General features: G+C 38.2%; 16 protein-coding genes. 8 read left to right on the top strand and 8 right to left on the bottom strand.

Features of this window, described 5'->3' with window-relative positions; translation table 11 throughout:
- The first annotated feature begins 90 nt into the window (after positions 1-90).
- The gene (locus IPJ83_16980) at positions 91-1,566 is read left to right on the top strand and encodes a hypothetical protein (GenBank protein ID MBK7882229.1); all 1,476 of its coding nucleotides are present in this window, start codon (positions 91-93) and stop codon (positions 1,564-1,566) included.
- Positions 1,567-1,748: 182 nt separating this feature from the next.
- Positions 1,749-3,299, top strand: coding sequence for a SulP family inorganic anion transporter (locus IPJ83_16985; GenBank protein MBK7882230.1), 1,551 nt, complete (start codon positions 1,749-1,751; stop codon positions 3,297-3,299).
- A 59-nt stretch (positions 3,300-3,358) separates the two neighbouring features.
- Here the strand turns inward: IPJ83_16985 and IPJ83_16990 are convergent, their stop codons facing one another.
- Positions 3,359-3,859 (bottom strand): peptidylprolyl isomerase, encoded by a 501-nt coding sequence (locus tag IPJ83_16990; GenBank protein MBK7882231.1) that lies wholly within the window; start codon positions 3,857-3,859, stop codon positions 3,359-3,361.
- Between the two features lie 247 nt (positions 3,860-4,106).
- Here IPJ83_16990 and IPJ83_16995 point away from each other — a divergent pair, with 247 nt between their 5' ends.
- The 4 genes from IPJ83_16995 (at position 4,107) to IPJ83_17010 (ending at position 11,684) form a co-directional block, all read left to right on the top strand.
- The gene (locus IPJ83_16995) at positions 4,107-5,330 is read left to right on the top strand and encodes an MFS transporter (protein ID MBK7882232.1); all 1,224 of its coding nucleotides are present in this window, start codon (positions 4,107-4,109) and stop codon (positions 5,328-5,330) included.
- 139 nt (positions 5,331-5,469) lie between these two features.
- Positions 5,470-8,292, top strand: a complete 2,823-nt coding sequence (locus IPJ83_17000; protein ID MBK7882233.1) for a TonB-dependent receptor — start codon at positions 5,470-5,472, stop codon at positions 8,290-8,292.
- A gap of 523 nt (positions 8,293-8,815) precedes the next feature.
- On the top strand, positions 8,816-10,732 hold the full coding sequence (acs, locus tag IPJ83_17005; GenBank protein MBK7882234.1) for an acetate--CoA ligase: 1,917 nt from the start codon (positions 8,816-8,818) through the stop codon (positions 10,730-10,732).
- A gap of 463 nt (positions 10,733-11,195) precedes the next feature.
- Entirely contained in the window at positions 11,196-11,684 is a 489-nt protein-coding gene (locus tag IPJ83_17010; GenBank protein MBK7882235.1) for a YkgJ family cysteine cluster protein, read from the top strand.
- A 401-nt stretch (positions 11,685-12,085) separates the two neighbouring features.
- On the opposite strand, the gene IPJ83_17015 is transcribed toward IPJ83_17010, so the two are convergent.
- The 7 genes from IPJ83_17015 to odhB form a co-directional block, all read right to left on the bottom strand.
- On the bottom strand, positions 12,086-14,272 hold the full coding sequence (locus tag IPJ83_17015) for a radical SAM protein (protein MBK7882236.1): 2,187 nt from the start codon (positions 14,270-14,272) through the stop codon (positions 12,086-12,088).
- 89 nt (positions 14,273-14,361) lie between these two features.
- A complete protein-coding gene (locus IPJ83_17020; protein ID MBK7882237.1) occupies positions 14,362-15,033 on the bottom strand; it encodes an SdpI family protein in 672 nt (223 codons plus the stop codon).
- Between the two features lie 4 nt (positions 15,034-15,037).
- Positions 15,038-15,292: a winged helix-turn-helix transcriptional regulator gene (locus IPJ83_17025; protein ID MBK7882238.1), complete on the bottom strand. Its 255-nt coding sequence runs from the start codon at positions 15,290-15,292 to the stop codon at positions 15,038-15,040.
- Positions 15,293-15,527: 235 nt separating this feature from the next.
- The gene (locus IPJ83_17030) at positions 15,528-16,748 is read right to left on the bottom strand and encodes a PDZ domain-containing protein (protein MBK7882239.1); all 1,221 of its coding nucleotides are present in this window, start codon (positions 16,746-16,748) and stop codon (positions 15,528-15,530) included.
- A gap of 149 nt (positions 16,749-16,897) precedes the next feature.
- Positions 16,898-19,246 (bottom strand): CotH kinase family protein, encoded by a 2,349-nt coding sequence (locus IPJ83_17035; protein MBK7882240.1) that lies wholly within the window; start codon positions 19,244-19,246, stop codon positions 16,898-16,900.
- A 104-nt stretch (positions 19,247-19,350) separates the two neighbouring features.
- A complete protein-coding gene (locus IPJ83_17040) occupies positions 19,351-19,854 on the bottom strand; it encodes a hypothetical protein (protein ID MBK7882241.1) in 504 nt (167 codons plus the stop codon).
- A 10-nt stretch (positions 19,855-19,864) separates the two neighbouring features.
- On the bottom strand, positions 19,865-21,094 hold the full coding sequence (odhB, locus tag IPJ83_17045) for a 2-oxoglutarate dehydrogenase complex dihydrolipoyllysine-residue succinyltransferase (protein ID MBK7882242.1): 1,230 nt from the start codon (positions 21,092-21,094) through the stop codon (positions 19,865-19,867).
- A 232-nt stretch (positions 21,095-21,326) separates the two neighbouring features.
- Here odhB and IPJ83_17050 point away from each other — a divergent pair, with 232 nt between their 5' ends.
- Positions 21,327-22,121: a hypothetical protein gene (locus tag IPJ83_17050; protein ID MBK7882243.1), complete on the top strand. Its 795-nt coding sequence runs from the start codon at positions 21,327-21,329 to the stop codon at positions 22,119-22,121.
- Positions 22,122-22,179: 58 nt separating this feature from the next.
- Positions 22,180-23,358, top strand: coding sequence for a T9SS type A sorting domain-containing protein (locus tag IPJ83_17055; protein ID MBK7882244.1), 1,179 nt, complete (start codon positions 22,180-22,182; stop codon positions 23,356-23,358).
- The last annotated feature ends 63 nt before the right edge of the window (positions 23,359-23,421 follow it).

Consider the following 23,421-nt stretch of genomic DNA (forward strand, 5'->3'; position numbering starts at 1 on the left):
CTCACTAACTGATTCTCACATTTTGTAATTTCTTGACTTGAAATACTTTAAAGTATTTAAAATTTTGTTAGATTTGTGAAAAATTCAATCATGAAAATACTTTTTAGCACAATTTTAGTACTCCAATTAAGTTTTTCTTATTCGCAAATTGATTTTAAAACAGTTGATGTAGATAAAATATCAAAGTCTTTTATCATAGATAAATTTTTAGGGTATAAAGATGGAATTTATTATTTCCAATACCTAATCATAAAAAATATAGTTCAATTTGATCGAAAAAAAACACAAGGACTTGGCGTAGTTATGTTTGACAAAGATTTAAAAGAAATACGAAGATTTGAAGTAAGTGGTAAAGAAAAAAAAGAAAATTTAATTGCAACTTACTTTAAGGATGGTAAATTACATTTAATAGCATCATATGACAATAAGGAAAATAAAATTATAAACCATTACTCATTTGATAATAGCGGCAATCGTATTGGTGCAATAGAATTACTGGTTACCGATGAAGATTCTAATATAGATGTAGATTTCTCATTGGATTCAAGTAAAATTTTAATAGTCAACAAATTTGATCCTAATACAAAAAATGAAAATTGTAAATTAGATGCTTGTGTAATAGATAAAGATGGGAATTTGCAATGGAAGAAGTCCAGTTCACTAGGAAATTCCAAGGAATTTGATTTCAAAGCATTCAAAATTAATAATGAAGGTAACCTTTATGTCATTATGCAAGCATTATCTAAAAATGATGCATATTCTTACAATCTTTTTAATTTGAATAAAAATGGTTCACATACCACAAAGTTGGTCACAAGTGGGTACATCGGAATTGTAAAAATGTATGAAACAGAAGACGGTTGTTACCTTACAGGATTCAATTATAATTTAAAAAAAGGAATTCATGTTAATCCATTTTTAGTTAGAATAAATGATAAAAAGACTGAATTAATAGTACCTAACGAATCAATTAATGAAGACTATTTAGCACCGTTAATAAAAAATAAATTTTACAAAGATAAAGATGGTTGGTCTGGATATACTTCATTAGTACATGCTTGGAAAAATGATAAATCTGAGCACAGAATTGTATGGGAAGCTTCATATTTAAGCATTGAAAAAGTTGGAGGAATCCAGTATAAATACAATGAGTGCAAACATTACTTTATGTTTATTTACGATGCAAATGAAACATTGAAAGACATAAAAATTTGCCCAAAGGAATTGGCAACTGACGCTGATTACTTTATCTATCCGGTACAAAGTTTTGTTCAAAACGATATAATGTATGCTGTGTTTAATGAGCAAGAGAATAACATTAATCTTACTTCGATTGATAAATGGAAAAACAAAGGAGATCAAATACCTATTTTAAGAAGATTTAAACCAGATGGAAGTATCAAAGATATTAAGTTAAATAAAAACCTAAATAATCAAGGTGTGATTCCAAATGCATCCGGTTTAACTTCTGAAGGCAATTTGATATTTTACTTTGGCGAATTTAAATTTTTAAAAATTAAGGACTTTAAGATAGGTTTGATAAATATTAATAATTTTGAAAAATAACAGGATGTGGTTAGCTGAATTCAATTCATTGAATTCGAAATTCTCCAAAATATTCTAAATATTACATTGCCAAGTTTGACGCTGTGAATTATGGCTGAACGATCTCTACTGAAGCATAGATCGTTCAGTTATCTCTTATTCTCACAATCCTCTATCTTTGTAGCTAACAGTTGAGAAATGAGATGAGGAAAAAAATCAAATACTACCGCCTTATCTGGCTTAAACATGATTTGCCCGCGGGTCTTGCGGTGTTTTTTGTGGCCCTGCCGTTGTGTCTGGGCATTGCACTGGCCTCGGGTGCACCCTTATATTCAGGTCTGATGGCCGGAATCATTGGCGGCGTAGTGGTGTCTTTAATCAGTGGCTCGCAGCTGGGTGTTTCCGGACCTGCAGCAGGGTTAACAACTGTGGTGGCTGCGAGTATAGTTTCATTAGGTGATTTTAGGATGTTCTTGCTGGCGGTGATAGTCGCCGGAATGTTTCAATTGATTTTGGGCTTACTTAAATTGGGAAGCATCGCCCATTATTTTCCATCCTCGGTCATCAAAGGAATGTTGGCAGCCATCGGAATTATCTTGATTTCAAAACAAATTCCAATTGCACTGGGATATGACGAACCTGACTTTTGGAACAGTGGATTCCTGGGATTATTCTCTGAACACAAGTTTTTATTGAACTTCATTTCGTTCAACAAAAGTCTCACCACCGGTACGATCGTGATCACCATGCTTTCCCTTGGATTACTGATATTTTTCCAGGGAAAATATGCACACAAATTTAAATTATTACCTGCACCACTAGCGGTAGTTGTATTGGGAATTATTTTTAATCAGATTTTTTATCAGGCAACTTCGGATTACTCTTTAAAACACACGCAACTTGTTCAAATCCCCCATAATGTTTTTACACATATTGTTTTTCCCGATTTGTCTAAAATTTTTACCACCCACATCATTTGGATACAGGGAATGATCATTGGATTACTTGCAACTTTGGAGACTTTGTTGTGTGTAGAGGCGGTGGATAAGTTGGATAAAAGAAATCGCATCACACCGGTTAACCGAGAGCTTCTTGCACAGGGAATAGGCAACATTCTTTGTGGTCTGCTTGGCGCCATTCCCATCACCGCTGTAGTAGTACGTGGTGCTGCCAATGCAGATGCAGGAGGGCGAACCAAACTCGCTTCTTTCACCCATGGCATTCTACTCCTTGCTGCCGTTCTGGCTATTCCATTTTTACTCAATTTAATTCCTTATGCGTCTCTTGCAGCCATACTTTTATTTACCGGTTACCGCCTTACACCACCCAAATTATACAGGAATATGTGGAGCCTTGGATGGAGACAATTTTTTCCATTCCTGATCACCATTGTGATAATTCTTGCAACAGATTTATTAATCGGTGTCAGCATCGGATTGCTGATTTCCATTTATTTTATCATACAGAATAATTTCAAGGCAGAATACCGCATCAGTAAAAAAATGGCCCACGATACAGAAATACATTACATCAAACTCAACAGCAATGTAACCTTCCTGAATAAAGTAAATTTGCGGAAAGCACTCGACCTTATTCCAGAATACAGTGTATTGACGATTGATGGAAGTGAATGTAATTTTATCGATTACGACATCCTGGAGATTATAAGCGAATACGCCAACAAAGCACATGATCGCCACATCGAATTACATTTACATGGGATTGAAAAAGTAAATGTTACCGCTTTGCATTAAAACAAAAAAAAGTCCCGCAGAATATCTGCAGGACTTTAAAAATTAAAATATAATTTTTTTTATTTCACTTCTCCGCTTTCAGAGATTTTTACTTTTACGGAAGTTGCTCCACTGCGTGATCCCACAGCCTCCATTTTACTCACCACGTCCATTCCTTCAACCACTTTACCAAACACCACATGTCTTCCATCTAACCAAGGGCAAGGTACTGTAGTAATAAAAAACTGCGAACCATTAGTGTTCGGACCAGCATTGGCCATAGATAGTAATCCGGGTTCTGTGTGCTTGATGATAAAATTCTCATCATTGAATTTTTCACCATAAATGGATTTTCCTCCGGTGCCGTTGTGATTGGTAAAATCACCTCCCTGACACATAAATTGTGGAATGATACGGTGGAATCCGCTTCCCTGGAAGCCGAAACCTTTTTCTCCGGTGCACAACGCCCTGAAATTTTCAGCAGTGATGGGCGCAACGTCTGCGTAAAGTTCAAAAACAATTCGCCCTGCAGGCTGATCGTTGATGGTAATGTCAAAAAATACTTTTGGATTGGTAGTCATTTTTTTAGAAGCTTTTTGATTTTGGGCAGCAAGGTAACTTGATCCACAGAAAAGACTGGCCAAAACCGGTAAAAAAATATAGAGAATCTTTTTCATGATAAAAATTTTCCCTTAAACGTAATCGGAATTATATTATTGCATACTTCCTAAAAAATGTTTTCTGAACCAGGACTGCCAGAAACTAAACCTCAGGCCTTTCTATTCATAAATTTAAAGCTAATTTGCAGGTTCAAAACTTGTTTAAGACATGTCCTTCTCTGCCTCTGACAAAGCTTTAATAAATTCACTGTTGGTGTCCACCCTGGGATACTTTGTCGATGTATACGATCTCTTACTGTTTAGCGTAGTGCGTAGTAAGAGCCTTCGCGAATTGGGTATACCGGAAGAAGCTCTGCTGGAATCAGGACTCAGCTTACTGAATTGGATGCTTATCGGGATGATGGCCGGTGGTGTCGTCTGGGGTATTTTGGGCGACAAGAAAGGTAGGCGCTCCGTTTTGTTTGGTTCCATCCTGATTTATTCTTTGGCCAATTTCCTGAATGCATATGTCACCGATGTAGGAACCTACAAAATACTTCGTTTGGTAGCAGGTTTTGGACTTGCCGGAGAATTAGGCGCCGGAATCACCCTGGTGTGCGAACTCATGAAGCCCGACAGAAGAGCTTATGGGACCTTGCTGATCACAGCCATTGGTCTATTGGGTGCTGTCTTTGCCGCATACATTGGTCAATATTACGATTGGCGGTTTGCGTACAAACTCGGCGGAATGATGGGCTTTGCCTTGCTTTTACTAAGGATAGGCTCCAGGGAAAGCACAATATTTGAAAAAAGTCAGGATCTAAACATTAGCCATGGGAATTTTCTACAGTTGATTACCCGGAAAGATTTGTTGCTGCGTTATCTGAAGTTAATTTTATTAGGCTTGCCGATATTTTTTGTCATTGGCATTTTGGTTACTGCAACGCCAGAATTTGCAAGGGCTTTTGGAATGAATGAGATTCCTGAAACCGGGTTCGCGATTATGATCAGTTATACCTTTATTTCTCTTGGCGATATTCTATGCACCTTTCTAAGTCAATTATTGAAAAGCAGAAAGAAGGCTCTGGCCATTTTTCTATGGATTAGTTTAGCTGGCATTTTGGTTTTTCTCTTGTTTCCAGGGCAAACCCCGCTGGCTTATTACTGGCATTGTGCCATCATGGGCATTGGCATAGGATACCTTTCCTTGTTGGTTACATTTGTTTCCGAACGATTTGGCACAAATTTGCGTGCAACCGCAACTATTTCTGCACCAAATTTTATCCGGGGATTGTTGCCTGTCTTCGTTGCTCCAATATTTCTGTACATAAAATCACAATCCGATCTCATTACTGCAGGAGTGGTGATGGGCATTCTCTGTACCATTATTCCTATGATATTGCTTTTATGGATTAAAGAAGATTATGGAAAATCTATGGATTGGGTAGAATAAATTTCTTTTTCTGGCCAATTAAAATCCATTCAACGAAACTAATTCCCGTTTGCTTATCCAAATTTTATTTCAGGAAATTAAAAGTAAATCAATTATTATTTTTAGTTTCGTAAATCAAACCATCTAAAACCATCTACACGTGAAAAATTTAAGTCTGATTTTACTCCTGTTTGCTTTTTGCTCAGGTTTTCAAAGTATTGCACAAACGAATGTGATTCGCGGTAAAGTGACCGATAAAATCAATGGAGAACCCTTACCAGGAGTCAATGTAGTGATTTGGTCAACCACCAAAGGGACAGTGACTGACCCGGATGGAATGTACACCATTGCTGCACCAGCCAATGGAAAACTTGAATTTACCTATCTGAGTTACGCAAGTCAAATTGTGGATATTGCAGGAAGAAATGACATCGACATCAGCCTCATGCCTACCAATTCAGAACTGGATCAGGTGGTTGTTGTAGGATCCCGAAGACCAGGAAGAATTCTTATGGAGTCCACTACACCGATTGATGTAGTGAATGTCAAACAATCCATTCAGACTACTGCACGTATGGATCTGACTTCTATGTTGAATTATGCTGCGCCTTCTATCAATTACAACAAACAATCAGGATCAGACGGAGCAGATCATATCGATTTGGCCACATTGAGAGGACTTGGACCTGACCAATCACTCGTACTGGTCAATGGCAAACGAAGACACCAGACTGCGTTTGTCTCTGTCTTTGGAACAAGAGGCAGAGGAAATTCAGGTACAGATTTGAATGCATTTCCCTTAGCGGCAATGGATCGTGTAGAAATTCTCCGTGATGGTGCATCCGCACAATATGGTTCTGACGCCATCGCAGGTGTGATGAATCTTATCCTTAAAAAAACTACAGGAGAACTTACTGCAAATATTGCATACTCCGGTTACTATGATAAAAAATTCAACCCTGCCTTTGAACCCGATCTCAACCAATACGTGTACGAAAACAAATTAGATGGAAACAGCATTTCTGCAGATTTGAATTATGGGGTCAAATTAGGCAAGCAGGGTGGTTTTGCCAACTTTACTTTAAATTATTTATCCCTCGGAAAAACCTATCGTCAATCCTTAGATCAGGATTTTTCTGCTGAATATGGATTACCGGTTAATGTGGTAAGACGAGCACATGGAGATGGTTCTCTGAATTCAGCAGGTGCGTTTTTGAATGCAGAACTTCCGTTAAATGAAGACTTGAAACTTTATGCATTTGGTGGTTACAATAATAAAGCTTCAGAGGCATACGCATTCAGCAGGAATTTTTCAGGCAAACCGAATCGTTTTATTACAACAGCTTCCGGACAGCTGGTAGACATTCCGGGAATCATAAAAAAATCCGGAGGCACCACCACTGCGGATGCAGATTCTTACTTTAATCCAATCATTGCTACAAACGTTAATGATTTTTCGGCAGCAATTGGCATTCGCAAAGAAAATCCTGAGGGTTGGAATTGGGATTTGAGCAATGTTACCGGACAAAATAATTTTCATTTCTATGGTGAAAAAACAGTGAACGCTTCATTGAGTGATGTTCAAAAAAATCATTTCGACGATGGCGGATTTAAATTTTTACAGAATACAACCAATTTAAATTTCAATAGAGAATTTACAGGATTTTTGGAAGGAATCGGATTTGCAGCGGGGGCTGAACTTAGATTGGAACAATACGAATTATACGCTGGAGAAGAAGCTTCTTATAAAAATTACGATCCCAATAAAACTGTGGTTACCGGAGGTGGCGACACCGTATTTGTAGCAGGTGGATCTCAGGGATTTCCGGGTTATCAACCTTCTGATGAAGTAAATGCACAGCGCATCGCAGCAGCTGCTTATGCAGATGCAGAGTTAGACATCACCAAAGATTTTTTGGTGAGTGCTGCAGTGAGACTGGAGAATTACAATGACTTTGGATTTACCCACAATTACAAATTGGCATCCAGATATCTGATCCATAAAAAATTGAATGTACGTGGTTCCTTATCTACTGGATTCCGCGCTCCTTCCCTTCAGCAAATAAATTTTTCTTCCACTTTTACGACCGTGCAGGGAGGAAATATCTCAGAAGTGAAAATTGCACCAAACGACAACAGCATTACAAAAGCTGCAGGTATTCCTGAACTCAAGCAGGAAGAATCACTGAACGCAAGTTTGGGTTTTGCATGGAAAGCAATGGATGAATTGAGTATAAGTTGTGATTTATACTGGGTTAATATTAAGGATCGCGTAGTATTGTCCGGACAATTTGATGCCTCTGACAATACCTTAGATCCCGTCTTTACTGCTGAGCTAAATAGATTACGTGTTGGGCTTGCACAGTTTTTTGCCAATGCTGTAAATACGACCAATAAAGGAATTGATTTGGTCTTTGATTACAACCGCAAATTCGGTAAAAACAGAGTGCGTTTACTGGCCATGGGTAATATTCAGGAAATGACCATAGATAAAATTAATGTACCAGAAAAACTCAACGATACAGAATCTCACAGAAAACAATTTCTGAGCGACAGAGAGCAGGCATTCATTTTAGCTTCTGCTCCACCGGTTAAATTAGGATTTAATCTGGAGTACGGTTATAAAAAATTTGGCATCGGAACAAGACTAACCTATTTTGGAAAAATAAAAATTCTTGGATATGGCGAAGATGGATTGGGTATTGCGCCACAAGTTCCAAATGACGACAACACCGCTTATCTACCCGATGAATATCTGTATAATGCAAAATGGGTAAACGACATTTATGCTTCTTACCAAATCACGAAAAATCTGAATGTCAACCTGGGCGTCGATAACCTGCTGAATGTACATCCTGATCTGGGTGCAGTAAATGGAGCCAAATGGTGGGCATTCAACAACGAAACCGGAGGCCCATGGGATGCAGTGCAAATGGGTGGTAATGGGATGAGGATGTTTGCCAGATTGGGATTTGTTTTTTAATTTGTGCAAGAAAGATTTTTTTAGCTATTCATGCAATTAGCTATTCAAGATTTATTATTTTTAAAAACAATCTCCATTGGTATTAAGAAGTTCACTTCTTAATACCAATGGAGATTCTGCCAAAAAAAAAACCGGATGTAAAAGGGTAATTACCTATTCATTCCATCTTTTAATCCAGAACAAACTGAAATCGCCTATTTTCCTTCCAATTGCAGACCGTACAATCACCTACTCAGAAACCAAATTAGAGAAATATTGAAAGTTGTGATTAGGAATGAAGTCATCTTTATAATAGGGTAATGTCCAATTGGTATGATGAGCAAATACAAAATTCCATATTTGCACAAAACGACTTAAGTGCAATAATAAAATATCTTATTTGCATTAAATGGCTTAAGTGCCAAAATAAATAACTTTAGAACCTTTATGCAAGTGGACTATGGGGATTTTCAAAATCACCAACGGATGCAAAACACACTGCATTCTTGAAGAAATTTTTAGTTTTACGATATAAAAACGAATGATGTCATATCCATCCCAAATCAAGAGTCTCGAAGAATACAAATCAGCCTATCAAAAAAGTGTCTCCGATCCGGAAGGTTATTGGGCTGACGTTGCAGCACATTTTCATTGGCGCAAAAGCTGGGACTCTATTCTGGAATGGAATTTCACCGAACCAAAAATAAATTGGTTTAATGGCGCACGGCTTAATATTACCGAAAACTGTCTCGACCGCCACCTCAGCAATTTGGGTAACAAACCGGCCATCATTTGGGAAGCCAATGACCCTGAAGAACATTATCGCGTCCTCACTTATCGCGATCTTCACCTAAAGGTCGTACAATTCAGCAATGTATTAAAAAACAATGGCATCACCAAAGGAGACCGCGTCTGTGTGTACATGGGAATGATCCCCGAACTGGCCATTGCAATTTTGGCTTGTGCACGAATCGGTGCCATCCACTCAGTTATATTTGGTGGTTTCAGCGCTCAAAGCATTTCCGATCGCCTGGAGGACGCTGGCGCCACTTGTATCATTACTTGTGATGGGGCTTACCGCGGAAGTAAAGACATTCCGTTAAAATCCATCATAGACGATGCCTTGATTGGAAATCATACCGTAAAAAAAGTAATCGTATGTACCAGAACCCGCACTCCGGTGAGCATGATCAAAGGACGCGATGTTTGGTGGGAAGACGAAATTAAAAAAGTTGAAACACAAGGCAATCCTGATTGTCCGGCAGAAGTAATGGATGCCAATGAAGAGTTATTCATATTATACACTTCAGGTTCTACCGGCAAACCCAAAGGGGTCGTGCATGCCTGCGGAGGATATATGGTCTGGGCTTATTACACATTCATCAATGTTTTCCAGTACAAACCCGGAGAAGTTCATTTTTGTACAGCAGATATTGGGTGGATTACCGGACACAGCTATATCGTGTATGGTCCATTGAGTGCCGGAGCTACTACCCTAATGTTTGAAGGAGTCCCTACCTGGCCTGATGCCGGAAGATTTTGGGACATTATCGACAAGCATAAAGTAAACATCTTGTATACTGCACCCACAGCCATCCGAAGTCTGATGGGATTTGGTGCAGCTCCTTTTGAAGGAAAGTCACTGGATTCTCTCAGAGTGCTTGGCACAGTTGGTGAGCCAATAAATGAAGAAGCTTGGCATTGGTATGATCAGCAGGTGGGCAAAGGTCGCTGCCCGATAGTAGACACCTGGTGGCAAACAGAGACGGGTGGCATTATGATCTCAAATCTTGCGGAAATTACCCCTGCAAAACCTTCTTTTGCAACACTACCTCTTCCCGGTGTCCAACCGATCTTAGTGGACGAACAAGGAAACGAAATTCACGGAAACGAAGTAAGCGGAAATCTATGCATTAAATTTCCATGGCCGGGTATGCTTCGCACTACTTACGGAGATCATGAACGTTGCAGGTTAAATTATTTTTCCACCTTCAAAGATTTTTATTTTACAGGTGATGGTTGTTTGCGGGACGCTCTAGGAAATTACCGGATAACCGGACGTGTCGATGATGTATTGAACGTCAGTGGGCACCGTCTCGGCACCGCTGAAATAGAAAATGCACTCAACATGCATCTCGGGGTTGTAGAGAGTGCCGTGGTTGCTTATCCTCATGACATCAAGGGTCAGGGTATTTATGCTTTTATTTGTTACAATGGACATTTTGAAAATGAAGAACACACGCGCCAGGATATTTTACAAACAGTTAACCGCATCATAGGTGCCATTGCACGACCTGATAAAATACAATTCGTTCCCGCACTTCCCAAAACCAGAAGCGGTAAAATCATGCGGAGAATTCTAAGAAAAATTGCGGAAGGAGAACTCGAACAACTGGGTGATACTTCTACATTATTGGATCCGGGGGTTGTGCAGGAAATTATTGAAGGTAGATTGCAATAAACCAAAAGTTCCATAGCCTTAAATGATTTATATTGCCATGCAAAATAATGCGAAAACCTACCTAAATCATGAGCAGCAAATGCTTGAAGCCAGTACCAACGAAATGTAAGTGATAACGGAGTCCAGCTCTAAAATACTACACAAATCTCTCCACATGTCTTGACCAAAAATGGACATATTCAAAAAATTAGACAGATCAGATTAGGCTGCTAAACATGAACTTTTTCATAAAAATCTTCTAATGGTGATTTTCTATTCAACCCATAATATGCATTATGGTTTCGATATTAAAGGCAAAAGATCTATAAAAACAAACGTTCCCATGAATGAACGGTCTTTGATTATCATCAAAGTAATGACCCACAGTCCATCAAGTTAACCATATTTTATTTTTCAACTAAATTTGGATATCCGTGATAAGATTAATTAGGTGAATGATTAATTTTACCAAAAATACCAACTGTTGAATATTAATAAATTCCTAGAACTGGTCAAAAGCAAAAAGAAGCAACATCAGCAAGTCATTAAAAAGTTAAAAGGTACTAACACAAAAGTACTTGACCAAAATTTTCACCAAGCACATCAGGAAGTATTCACAGAATTCAATTGTCTCGAGTGTGCCAACTGTTGTAAAACAACAAGTCCAAGACTTTATCCTATAGATATTGAAAGAATGGCACATGCATTACAAATGAGGCCATCAGAATTGATGGACAAGTATATTGTAATGGATGAAGATCAGGATTACGTTTTTCTTTCATCTCCTTGTCCTTTTTTGGAACAAGACAATACTTGCAGAATTTATGATTTCCGACCTAAAGCGTGTCGGGAGTATCCACACACTGACAGAAAGAATATGATTCAAATTCTTGATCTCACCTATAAGAATATTGCTGTCTGTCCTGCAGTGTTCATAATGATAGAAAGAATTAAGGATAAAATGAAATTGTAATACGATTTTTTCTATTTCTCAACTACATCTTGGCAGATTCAATTTATAATTTAACTTTGAAATATTTTTTGCCATTTGTAATTATCGTTGTATTTTATTATAAAGCCATGGATACACCGCAAAGTATATGCAAGCTACACCAAACATGGGTTAAAACTGATCACGAAAATTCTAGACATTTATTAAATCATTCCCCTTTCTTAAAAGATCGCTTCTTATTGAAGTTGGTTATCCCTTTTAGTCCTAACAATGAATATGATTTATAATTTATGAATACTAATCTATCTTAAATTAATCTCAAAATTATATGCTCACTCATAAAATGGTACTTTCTCTATTGGTGTGAAATGCCTTTTTAAAAAAATAATGTAACTATCTTTCTATCGCAAAATTTTAAATTTCTAAAAATTCAACAGACCAAATTCTTTCAGTTGTTGAATTTTGTCATTGAACCAAAATAAATCAAAATCGGAAAACTGATCATTGATGTGGGCTTTTAAAATGGAATATGTTTTTAATTCAGTTGACTTTTTTAATGAAATAAAATCCAGGGCATTTATCAAGCAATCTTTCTCTGAAGGGGTCAATACTAAATTAAGTGAAAGGTGCTTACTGTGAAATTCTAACACACTCAATTCTGATTTATTTCCCTTTAATCTTTTTTGTAGAGTCTTAACTTCAGGCGTTGTCCCCAGCCAAACCCATTTTGAATGAGGCTTTATAACAACCGGATCATCTTCAAATAAATTTTCTACAATAAATTTATCATCAATGGTGGTTCGCGGAATTTTAAAATCAAACCATTCCTGTAATGGATATTCCATGCCAACTCCATGCATGTAATTGTATAGAGATTTTTTAAGTCCAAAGCTGAATTTATCATGATCAATTTTGGTTTTATCCTTAAACTGAATATCGTTGTTGGCAAAAGTAATTTCTTGTTTCTCCGCAACCAAACCATATTCGTCCGGATTCATGCCTACCGGACTATGTGCAGTTAGGGCAAACTGGTGCCAAAAGCCTGAGCGGATGACTTCTGACCGAAATAGTTGGCGTACCATTTCAAGACTATCCACGGTTTCCTGAACGGTCTGTGTGGGAAAACCATACATGAGATAAGCATGGACCATGATTCCTGCTTCGGTCAGATTTCTGGCTACCCTTGCAACTTGTGTAACAGTTACACCTTTTTGGATCAGCGCCAGCAGACGATCTGAGGCGACCTCCAATCCACCCGAAACAGCCATGCAACCTGATGCACTTAATAACATACACAAATCAGCCGTAAAGCTTTTTTCAAATCTGATGTTGGTCCACCAACTCACAACCAAATCTCTTCGTAAAATTTCCAGGGCAAGCTCCCGCATCAGTGCCGGCGGTGCGGCTTCATCTACAAAATGAAATCCTCTTGTACCTGTAGCTACTATCAACTCTTCCATTCGATCCACTAATAATTTGGCGGCGATGGGTTCGTAAAGTTTGATATAATCTAAAGAGATGTCACAGAAAGTACACTTACCCCAGTAACATCCATGTGCCATGGTAAGTTTATTCCACCTACCATCGCTCCAGAGACTGTGCATAGGATTAGCAATCTCAATAACAGATATGTATCGATTAAGGAGTAAGTCACTGTAATCGGGGGTTCCAAGTTCACTTTGGTGATAATCTTTGCATTCAGGATGGTTGATGTATATTACTTTTCCTTCTTCTTTTAAAAAAGTTCGCTTAAGATTTTGTTTACTCAATGCGCCACTGATATATCGGTATAAACTTTCTAAGGGTAACTCGCCATCGTCCAGACAAATAAAATCAAAAAAATCAAAAACCCTAACATCTGATAATTCTCTCAATTCTGTATTTGCAAATCCTCCACCCATACAGATTTTAATGTGCGGAAATTGCTTCTTAACAAATTGTGCACAGCGAAATGCTGAATATAGATTACCAGGAAAAGGAACGGAAAAACAAAGTAGCTGAGGATTCATTTCCTCCAGCCGATCTGCCAAAATTCGAAGACTGATCTTGTCTATATAGCTATGACTGGATTGTAAACTCTGGTGCAATTCATCAAAGGAATTAGCGGATCTACCGAGTCGTTCTGCATAACGGCTGAAACCAAAATGTTCATCGACACATTCTCTGATAAAATCTGCAAGATCCTCAAGATATAATGTGGCAAAATGTTTTGCTTTATCCTGAATACCCATATGGCCAAAACCCCACTCTAAATCTACCAACTGGTCAAATTTTGAAGCTTCCGGGAGAAAATTGCCTTGAGCAATCAGTTGGGCTAGTGTTGGATTCTTACCCTGAAGAAATTCTATAGCAGAGTCTATGGTTTTTACATATTCTTCCCACAGCACATATATTCTTTGTGCATTCCCGGACCATGCTGACGAAGATTGTGCAGGTTTCAAATTGGTCAGACCATTTTTTGAAAAGATATCCAAAATCACCTCTATCCCAAGATCCATCTGGTAGGAGGAAATGCTTTTGGTATTCAAAAAACCCTTCAGATAGGCTGTTGCCGGATATGGCGTGTTCAGTTGGGTAAATGGTGGAGTTACAAGAAAAATGTTTTTCAAAAAAATCGAATTTCACAAAAGTACATGGAAATTCTTATTGCCCATTGCAAAGATTCTGTTTACCAGGGCAAGGCTTATTTTGATTTATACTATTCCTCCTGACTGGAATTTATGCTTACCCTCTCTTTTTTCAACATAAGATAAGAATAAACCACCGGTACAATCACCAGGATAGTTATGATGATAAAGAAAATTATAAAAACAATTTTATTATTGTGCAAAAGCAAACTAACCAAAACAATAATTATCCCACCAATCATCCAGACTTTACTGGCTAAACGATGAGTTTGTTTCCAAACAGTCTCACTTTCCAGTGTCCATGGGGTGCGAATTCCTACAAAATAATTTGGCCTCACCGTCTGCAAGTAATTACCCAATCCGGCGAACATGGCGCCTATGATTACAAGAAGAAGATTTGAATGTTCCATCCCGCCTTCTTTTGAGGAATTTAAAATTACCCAGGTAATTGCAGAGATAAATGATGTAATCAACAATCGGATGTTAAAAAAATTATCGCCCATTTCCTGTAGCTTTTTCTTGGGATCTATAGAAGGAATAACCAGCATCAAAAAATAAATGCCAAGACCAAGTATGGCAGGCAAATAAAGTAGTGTATTCTTGGAGGACCAACCGTCGGCCTTGCCTTCTATATTGAAGTGCGTGGCCACTGTCTCAGGCAACTGCTCCCAAATAAAGGCAAGGTAAACATAGGGCAGCAGCGCAATAAATATCAGTAACAATTCTTTGCTCAACTTATTCATAAATCTATTTTTTTAGTGAAAGGATATAATTTAAAAGATCGTCCACCATGGTAGTATTAATGGAATAAAACACATATTGTCCTTGTTTTACGGTTGTCACCAAACCTGCCCTCTTTAACTTATCCAGATGATGAGAAATGCTTGGTGCGGTCATGTCGAACTTTGCAGCAATATCACCTGAAGTCATATCCTTTTTCCGTAAAAGCTTTAGGATATCCCTCCTGGTTGGATCATTCAAGGCTTTAAAAACATCATTCATGACCTACAATATGCTATACTAATAATACATTTAGACAAATGTCTAAATATCTAATTACATTTCCAAATAAAAATATTTTTTTTTACAAAGGAATCCTAATAAGTCTCAAAGGCTAATATTCAACTGACTCTTCCGAGAATAAAAAACGGGGAAATAAGACTCTGTCTGAAACCCACCCTGCCAATTAGTAAGCAAATATCTTGAACTAAACATTTGCCACGCGGACCAACTCAATTTACAATAAATCCTTCAATGTAAACGTAAACTCCAACTTCTTCCCTTCTCTCAATACTTTTAATCGAATTCTCTTTCCCTCCTTGTTGGATAGGCGGCGTTGAATGGTATTGAGGTTCAGATAATCTGCACCAGTACTGTTCAACTTTAGGATGAGATCTCCTTCTTTAATTCCTGCGTTTGCAGCAGGACTATTGTCCACCAAATGGCTGACATAAAAATTTTTAAGTAGAGGACCTCCTGCAAGACATGTAATTCCGGATCTGTCGAATCTCAATTGTGCATTGTAATTTTTAATGGATTTAAAGTATACCACAGAATGATTGTAATCAAAAATTACCCTAAATCGCTCCAGTATCTGGTTACCAATAATTCCTTGTTTTCTGTCCTTCTCACGTTCCATTAACTCCGTATCTTGTTCTTGAAAATAAGTGAGCAATTCCGGAAACTGAAAAGCACAAAAATCAAATGATTTGGTTCTACCTACGTATCCATTAATCAGCCCACCTATTCCGGACCCTAATTTTCCAGGCACCAACTGAGCAGGTAATGTTACATTGGTTTGGTGACCGGTATAAATTAAAAGTGACAATCCTGCCCCTGTATCCACCAGAAGATTCAACTTCACTGCGGTATTGTCCTCCTGGGTTTTCATCTCTACAGTAATATAAGGCTTATTTCTGTACAAATGCATTGAACAGGATTCATATTTTTTCAATTTTTCTTCCTTCAATTTTTCATGCAAGAGGATGATGTGTGAAGAATAATTTATTTCAATGAAGTAATTTTTAAAATGCGCTGCGCTCAGAATCCCATGAATTTCTTCTCCGATAATTTCAGAAACACCTGTTACAGGTTTTTGCAATACGAGCAAGGGAAGGCTTACATCTCCCATTCCCTCGATAAACAAATTAAGTGGTTTGGTGACCCATGCATTCATTTCTTGTTGGAGATCAGATCCCAATACCTTTACTTCACGACTGTAGATATCTTTAAAAATGTCCGTGTACTTACTTTCAAAAAGCAGATGGTGCTCTGCACCGGTATCAAAGATGAGTTTGAGTGGAATTATACCCTCAAGATTAACTTCAAGTATTATAAATGACTGAACATACCGGAAGGGTATGCGAATGGACCTGGCACCAAAAACAGGACCTGAATTGGATAAAAAAAAGCAAAGGCAACAAGTATAAAAGATCGTTTTTTTTACCAAGAGGTTCATTAGTTTCTACAATAACCTCTGACAAGATAAGCAGAGTCCGTTAAATTACAAACAATCTGTCTTGTATATGGTCTTTTTATAGGTATCCTTCGTTTCTAAACCCACAAGGCATAAGGAAGGTCAGTAATTTAACGTATTTGAATTCAAGTCTAATCTTGTACAAATACCTTTGCAAGATAAATTCTGTCGCCGGAATGATACCTGAGCAAATAAAGACCTGGATTCAATTCCGGCAATTTGACCATGATTAATTTCTCCAGTTGGTTAGATGGGATAAAGTTTAATTCAACGGATTGACCGGAAAAATTGTAGAGGTTAAGAAAGTCTTCTCTCTTAGATGCATCAGGAAGGAGAAGATTTATATATTCTTTGGTGGGATTTGGGTAAACCACCATTTCTGATGCTTGATCATTTGGCTCATTTAGGCCGGTGGTGCAATCATTCGCAGAAGCAAAACTTGGCCTGGAAAATATTTTCCATTGTGCACTACACCTCCCAAAAGAATAATCATCCTGTTGTTCTAAATAAACTATAGAATCTACGATGCCGGTAGAATTGCTCAGATAAATTTGTTCTCCGGATTTTGAGAGTTTAAAATTAGCATGAAGCCCCGCACTCATCCCATCCTCATCAGCCCAGACACACAGGTAACTTTTTGGAAGAATGGTAGTATCCGGAAATGGCCATTTGATTAAATTATCAGGTTGATCAGAAAGAAAATTTCCAATCAGGGATATAGACCGATCTGTATTATTATACAATTCAATCCAGTCATCATAATCCCCTCTTTCATCTGACTGGTAGGTTTTGTTGGATGTCATGAATTCATTGATCAGAATTTCACCTGGCAGTATGGTTTCCAGCTTTAACGGTAGGGTATGAAATTCATATTCCGCTCTCGCTGGTGAAAGGCTGGCCAGGTTTGTGTTTTCAGCAAAAATATAATATTGGATTTCATTTGCGTTGGGAGCTTCTAAATGGTTGGCATAAACACCGTCATTTGCCGAACCATCCTCATGTTGACCATCATCAAAAAGCGTTATGGCGGAAAACAGAGATCTCCTCTGGTCTCGGTAATAAAGTACTACATTATTTGCTTGTTCAACCTGAACACTTAAAACAAACATTTTTCGTGGGTCAGGAACATCCGGCTGTGTATTTATTTTACCAATGACAGGTGCAGTCATGCTTAGTTCCGGCGTTGTGTTCAGGTAATTATATCTGGCTTGTGCAAAACTGATAAGTCCCGGATAAATTTTTCCTGATGGTGGGTTGATCTGAAAATCCGATTGAAGATTTGTATTAAAAGCTGCATCCGAAAAAAATTTGTTTTTATCCAAACTCACTGCTTCCCTGATTAAATCCTGAAGTTTAACCCCATGGGATTGATAATAATTGTTTTGTCGTGCCTCATCCATGATCGTACGTAAATGGGCGAGATATCTTTTTTTGTACGAGGGAATGGACAATAATTTGGAGATCAATGGTCTTTCTGCGTTGTTGACATGAAGCAATGGAGAAAGGCTGATCATTTGTTGCAAATTGAGTTGTCCTGAACCGGAATTGGTAAACGCGCCGTAGAATTCATTTAAATCCCACATAATGGGATTAAAACGACCATGTTCATCCTGGTAAATCAAATAATTATGACCTGAACCACTGTAGCTGTCCAGATTGACAAAAAAATTATTTAAAGCCAACATCCACAATGCACGATCTACATCCAGTATAGAAGAGATTCCTGCAGGATTTTGGCTAAGTCCTTTCAAAAATTTAACCAACTCATTCCACCCTGCTTCAGATTCAATTTCATAATTGTTTTGATAGCATGTCGAATCATCGGAAATAAATTTTAATGCTGAACCTGATCCTCCCATTGGACAATTACCCGGTAATTGTTTTTGCTTCTCTACACGATCACATTGAAAATACACACCATCTGAATTGTAAAAATGTTGTTCCAAAAAATCATTACCAGGATCTTGCACATTAGTGTATAATCCGAGGTAAACATCATTTACAAAAACTTTCATGAAATTTGCCTTTGAAGCAGGCATATATTGTCGCACTATTTGGTATCCTAAAGCCTCTCTTAAAAAGCTGGGATCCATGAATCCGTTCGAAAGTTTAATGGTATTTACACCTTCATAGGATTGATCACCATTGATAAAATCTAGCTTAATATTTAACGGATTTTTTACTCTGGTCGGATTGTACGTACTGTTCCCTTTATATCGTATACCTACACTGTCAAATTCAACACCATTAAGATTTACTTTGGTAGCGACCAAACGCAAATCCGGATCCACGGTATGCAAGGAGTCTAGCTTTTTATCCCAATCTAATGTAGGAAAAACAATTCTGATCTCCTGAACTTTCTCCATATCATACAAGGACTGAGCCAATATGAAATTTGAAGTAAAGGCAAGTACGATCAAAAAAATAAAATGTATTTTGATAACAGGATACATACAAAAAAGATTCTTCAAATTTTTCATATTCTATTTGATTGAAAGTTGCAAAACAAACTCAGCCTATCTTACCAATAAGGAAGCATTCCATTATTAAAATGTACTCAAACCAATAAACCTGGTATCGGGGATCAATGAATCAATTGCTTAAGTCCGTATCTTATCAACAGTATTCCACCAACGATCACCAGTAAAACAATATAAAAAGGCATGAAACTTATGGCGTAAATGTGGGTACGATCTAATACCCACATCAAAGTGAGTATGACTCCGATGATCAGAATAAATCCGGTGAGTTTATCGAAGCCGGGAACGTCATCCAGATTTACAAATCTGCGGATGATGGCTATAGTTGCCACCATGGAAAGTATGGGAAAAAACTGAATCATCATTTCAGTATCCATAATGCTTCTTCGTTCCCAAAAGAAAAAATAAATATTAAGGGTCACTGCAAATATTCCCGGAATGCAGATAGCATAAACCAATACAGCAAATAAATAATTCCAGGGACTTCGATAAGAATCGGGTTCGGAAATCCAACCTAATACCAAAGCTATTGCGGGAATACCCAGAAAAAAATAAAGGCTGAAATTTGGATTGGCCTGTATCATGTCAAAAAATTGCTGTAAAGTCATGTGGAGCTATTTATATTTCCAAAAACAATTTCATCGGATCTTCAATTATTTCCTTGACTTTTACCAGAAAACCAACGGAAGAACTTCCGTCGATAACCCGATGATCATAGGACAAAGCAAGATACATCATTGGTCGGATTACTACCTGCCCATTTATAGCCACCGGACGATCCTTGATGGCATGCAAGCCCAATATAGCAGATTGTGGCTCATTGATAATAGGCGTACTCATCAGTGAACCGAAAACGCCCCCATTGGTGATGGTGAAAGTCCCTCCTGTCATCTCCTCCAAACTGAGTTTTCCGCCTCGGGCCTTTTCAGCAAGTTCTTTAAGCTTAATTTCAAATTCATGAAGCTTAATTGACTCAACATTATGGATTGGTGGAACTACCAAGCCTGTCGGGGTCGAAATTGCCATAGAAATATCCACATAATCATGATAGATCAGATCTTCCCCATCAATAAACGCGTTGACTTCAGGCATTTCCATCAACACTTGCGCACAGGCTTTGGCAAATACAGACATGAATCCTAACTTAATTCCATATTTGGCTTGGAATTTTTCATTGTACGTCTGACGGAGTTCCATCAATTTGGACATGTCAGCCTCGTTAAAAGTGGTGAGCATGGCCGTTTCATTTTTAGCGGATACAAGACGTTTTGCAATGGTACGCCGCATTCTTGACATCTTCTCTCTTCTTTCAGGACGTGTTCCTGTCATCACCTTTGATGTGTCAGACGAGCTCAGGATGTTTGTTGCAGGATTTTCTAAAGGAGAGGTGGATTTCTCGCTTTTCGAGCTGATTGCTTCCAGCACATCGCCCTTGGTAATTCTTCCTTCTTTTCCACTACCTTGGACATCATCAACTTTTAGTTCATGTTCACGCATTAATTTGGCAGCGGCAGGCGCTGGATGCTGGACCAATTTATTTGTTGGGGCTTCGGAACCAATAATTTCTGATGGTTTGGAAGAAGTTTGAGGCGTTTCCATTTCTCCGGAAACAGACACATCAATTTGTGCTACCACTGCCCCTACGCTGAGATCATCTCCTTCATTGGCCAAACGCTTAATTCTTCCTGCTTTTTCGGCGGGTAGTTCAAATGTTGCCTTATCTGACTCAAATTCACAAAGGGCCTGATCCAGTTTTACCTTCGCGCCATCCTCTACAAGCCATTTGGCGAGGGTCACCTCTGTTACAGATTCTCCGATGGAGGGCACTTTTATCTCGATCACGTTCATATGGAATGATTTAGCTCAAAAGTAGACAAAGCTGACCAAAAAAGGTTTATGATTTAGGCCACCTTGATTGGAGATTTACCCAGTTTCAGAATTTGCCCACGAATCCTGGCTTATTTATTTTTTGTAAAAGACACGTTCTGACAAAGCTTTATTATCATTGCAAAATAAAAATTACCCGGACTTGCAACACTCCCCTATTGAAAGTAGACACTACCCTGCCAAAATTCTTTTGGTGGGTGAATATGGGCTGTTGTATGGAGGAGAGGCGCTGAGCATGCCTTATCCAAATCTTGGAGGCAGTTGGGATTCTGGACAAAATAATTTCCCCAGGTTGGACGATTTCTGTAATTACCTGGATGGAAAAGAAACATTGATAAAGTCATTGGATCTGAACCAGTTTCGTCAAGATCTGGAGAATGGATTGTATTTCAACAGCAACATTCCGCAATCTTATGGACTAGGGAGCAGCGGATGTCTTTGTGCAGCCGTTGCCGATCGGTATGGTAAAAATCTCAACGGCAATCCAGCACTCCTCAGAGATTTATTCATCCAGATGGAATCCTTCTTTCATGGATCTAGCTCCGGATTGGATCCTTTGGTTTCTTATCTGAACAAACCTCTTCATCTGATTCATGAAGGTGAGCCAAAGGTTTTGGATAACAACATAGTACTGGAAAACGAAGGATATCATATTAGCCTTGTCGACAGCGGAATTCCACGAAATACAAAGGAATGGGTCAAACTCTTTAAAGCACTGATGCAAGATCCGGAATACCACCGGGGATATTCTGAAAAAATGCTCCACGCAAATAAAAATCTGATTGAAGCATTCATCAGCCAAAACAATGACCACATTATTCAAAATTGGCAAGCCCTCAGTGAATTAAGTTTCTGTTATTTCTATAAATTTATTCCTGATGGGATTAAATACAAATGGGAAAAAGGGATACAGGACCGGACCCTATTTTACAAGCTCTGTGGTGCAGGCGGTGGTGGATTTTTTCTGGCACTTGAAATTAAAAAGTGAGAATAAAATTCCTTCTGATTGAATAACCTTATATTTACTCAGACAAGCATTCACAAACATGAAAAGCTGCCTACTTTTCCTCCTATTTTTTTTAAATATTCATAGATCATTTGCACAAAGCCTGATCGTGAATCATCATTCTGTAGCAGAGTTTGACAGCATTCCAGAGGTATATAAAATCCAGGCAGCAAAATTACGAATGTTGTTCATGGATCGTTCAGTTGGATTCAATATTTCCACTTATCTGGATTGTCTTTCTACGCCATGGTCGTCCTCACTTTCGTCCTGCAAAAGATATGAGCATAAAGACCCATTGTATAACTCGGACCCTAAGGAGGTACGATGGGAAAGGGTATGGGATAGAAGCAACTGGCGATATGAATTTTGGCCAACCGGCTGCTCGGAAGATGTCACTTGTTTTATAAATTTCATAGAGCCACGACTCGATTCTTTTGATGTGATAGGATGCCAGTTCAGTTATCTTGCAGTAACCCCTGGGGCAAGAATTGCAGATCCTACAACCGGTTTTTTTGGAAACCAGACAAGTGGTAATAAAGCAAACACATACGCCAACTTTGGCAGACTTCATCCGGATAAAAAACTCATTTGGTGGACAACTTCTCTTGCAAGAGGAATTGGAACTTTGGAATCTGAATCATTCAATGCACAAATGCGTGATTTTGCATCAAAAAATAATATTTACCTCTTTGATGTAGCGGACATCTTATCCCACGACCCGGATGGCAGACCTTGTTTTGATAATCGCGATGGAGTAAGTTACCAGACAGAAAACTATCCTGATGATGGTGTAGATCTGGCTGCAATTTGTCCTCATTATACAACAGAGACCGAAGGAGGACATTTGGGTTCTGCTTCTGCAGGAGGGGTACGGGTCGCAAAAGCCTTTTGGGTCCTGATGGCCAAACTAGCCGGTTGGAAAGGTATTTCCACAAAAACAAAAGAAATAAAAAATAGCGGCCTACTCATTTATCCAAATCCTGCTGCAAACTATTTTTATATAAGGAATTTATTTTCAGCAAGCAATGATCAAAAAATAACGTTGACCATTCAAACTCTTGAAGGAAAAACCCTAATGACAAAAGTATTGCAAAATCAGGATCAAAATAATGAAACAGAATATAGAATTCCTCTGCAGAATATCCCTAATGGATACTATTTAATCGATCTGTTAAAGGATGGAACCCATTATTTACACAAACAGGTAATCTGTCGGTAACTTAGCTAAACACCATTCTGGCAAGATTATTTGAACACAGAATAATGAAATTTATAAATTTAC

Source organism: Candidatus Vicinibacter proximus (assembly GCA_016713905.1).
GTDB lineage: Bacteria > Bacteroidota > Bacteroidia > Chitinophagales > Saprospiraceae > Vicinibacter > Vicinibacter proximus.

What these genes read in the sequence shown, in the direction of transcription:
- IPJ83_16980 (MBK7882229.1), top strand. Translation starts at nt 91, where the DNA reads ATGAAAATACTTTTTAGCACAATTTTAGTACTCCAATTAAGTTTTTCT.
- IPJ83_16985 (MBK7882230.1), top strand. Translation starts at nt 1,749, where the DNA reads ATGAGGAAAAAAATCAAATACTACCGCCTTATCTGGCTTAAACATGAT.
- IPJ83_16990 (MBK7882231.1), bottom strand. Translation starts at nt 3,859, where the DNA reads ATGACTACCAATCCAAAAGTATTTTTTGACATTACCATCAACGATCAG.
- IPJ83_16995 (MBK7882232.1), top strand. Translation starts at nt 4,107, where the DNA reads ATGTCCTTCTCTGCCTCTGACAAAGCTTTAATAAATTCACTGTTGGTG.
- acs (MBK7882234.1), top strand. Translation starts at nt 8,816, where the DNA reads ATGTCATATCCATCCCAAATCAAGAGTCTCGAAGAATACAAATCAGCC.
- IPJ83_17020 (MBK7882237.1), bottom strand. Translation starts at nt 15,033, where the DNA reads ATGAATAAGTTGAGCAAAGAATTGTTACTGATATTTATTGCGCTGCTG.
- IPJ83_17025 (MBK7882238.1), bottom strand. Translation starts at nt 15,292, where the DNA reads ATGAATGATGTTTTTAAAGCCTTGAATGATCCAACCAGGAGGGATATC.
- IPJ83_17030 (MBK7882239.1), bottom strand. Translation starts at nt 16,748, where the DNA reads ATGAACCTCTTGGTAAAAAAAACGATCTTTTATACTTGTTGCCTTTGC.
- IPJ83_17035 (MBK7882240.1), bottom strand. Translation starts at nt 19,246, where the DNA reads ATGAAAAATTTGAAGAATCTTTTTTGTATGTATCCTGTTATCAAAATA.
- IPJ83_17040 (MBK7882241.1), bottom strand. Translation starts at nt 19,854, where the DNA reads ATGACTTTACAGCAATTTTTTGACATGATACAGGCCAATCCAAATTTC.
- odhB (MBK7882242.1), bottom strand. Translation starts at nt 21,094, where the DNA reads ATGAACGTGATCGAGATAAAAGTGCCCTCCATCGGAGAATCTGTAACA.
- IPJ83_17055 (MBK7882244.1), top strand. Translation starts at nt 22,180, where the DNA reads ATGAAAAGCTGCCTACTTTTCCTCCTATTTTTTTTAAATATTCATAGA.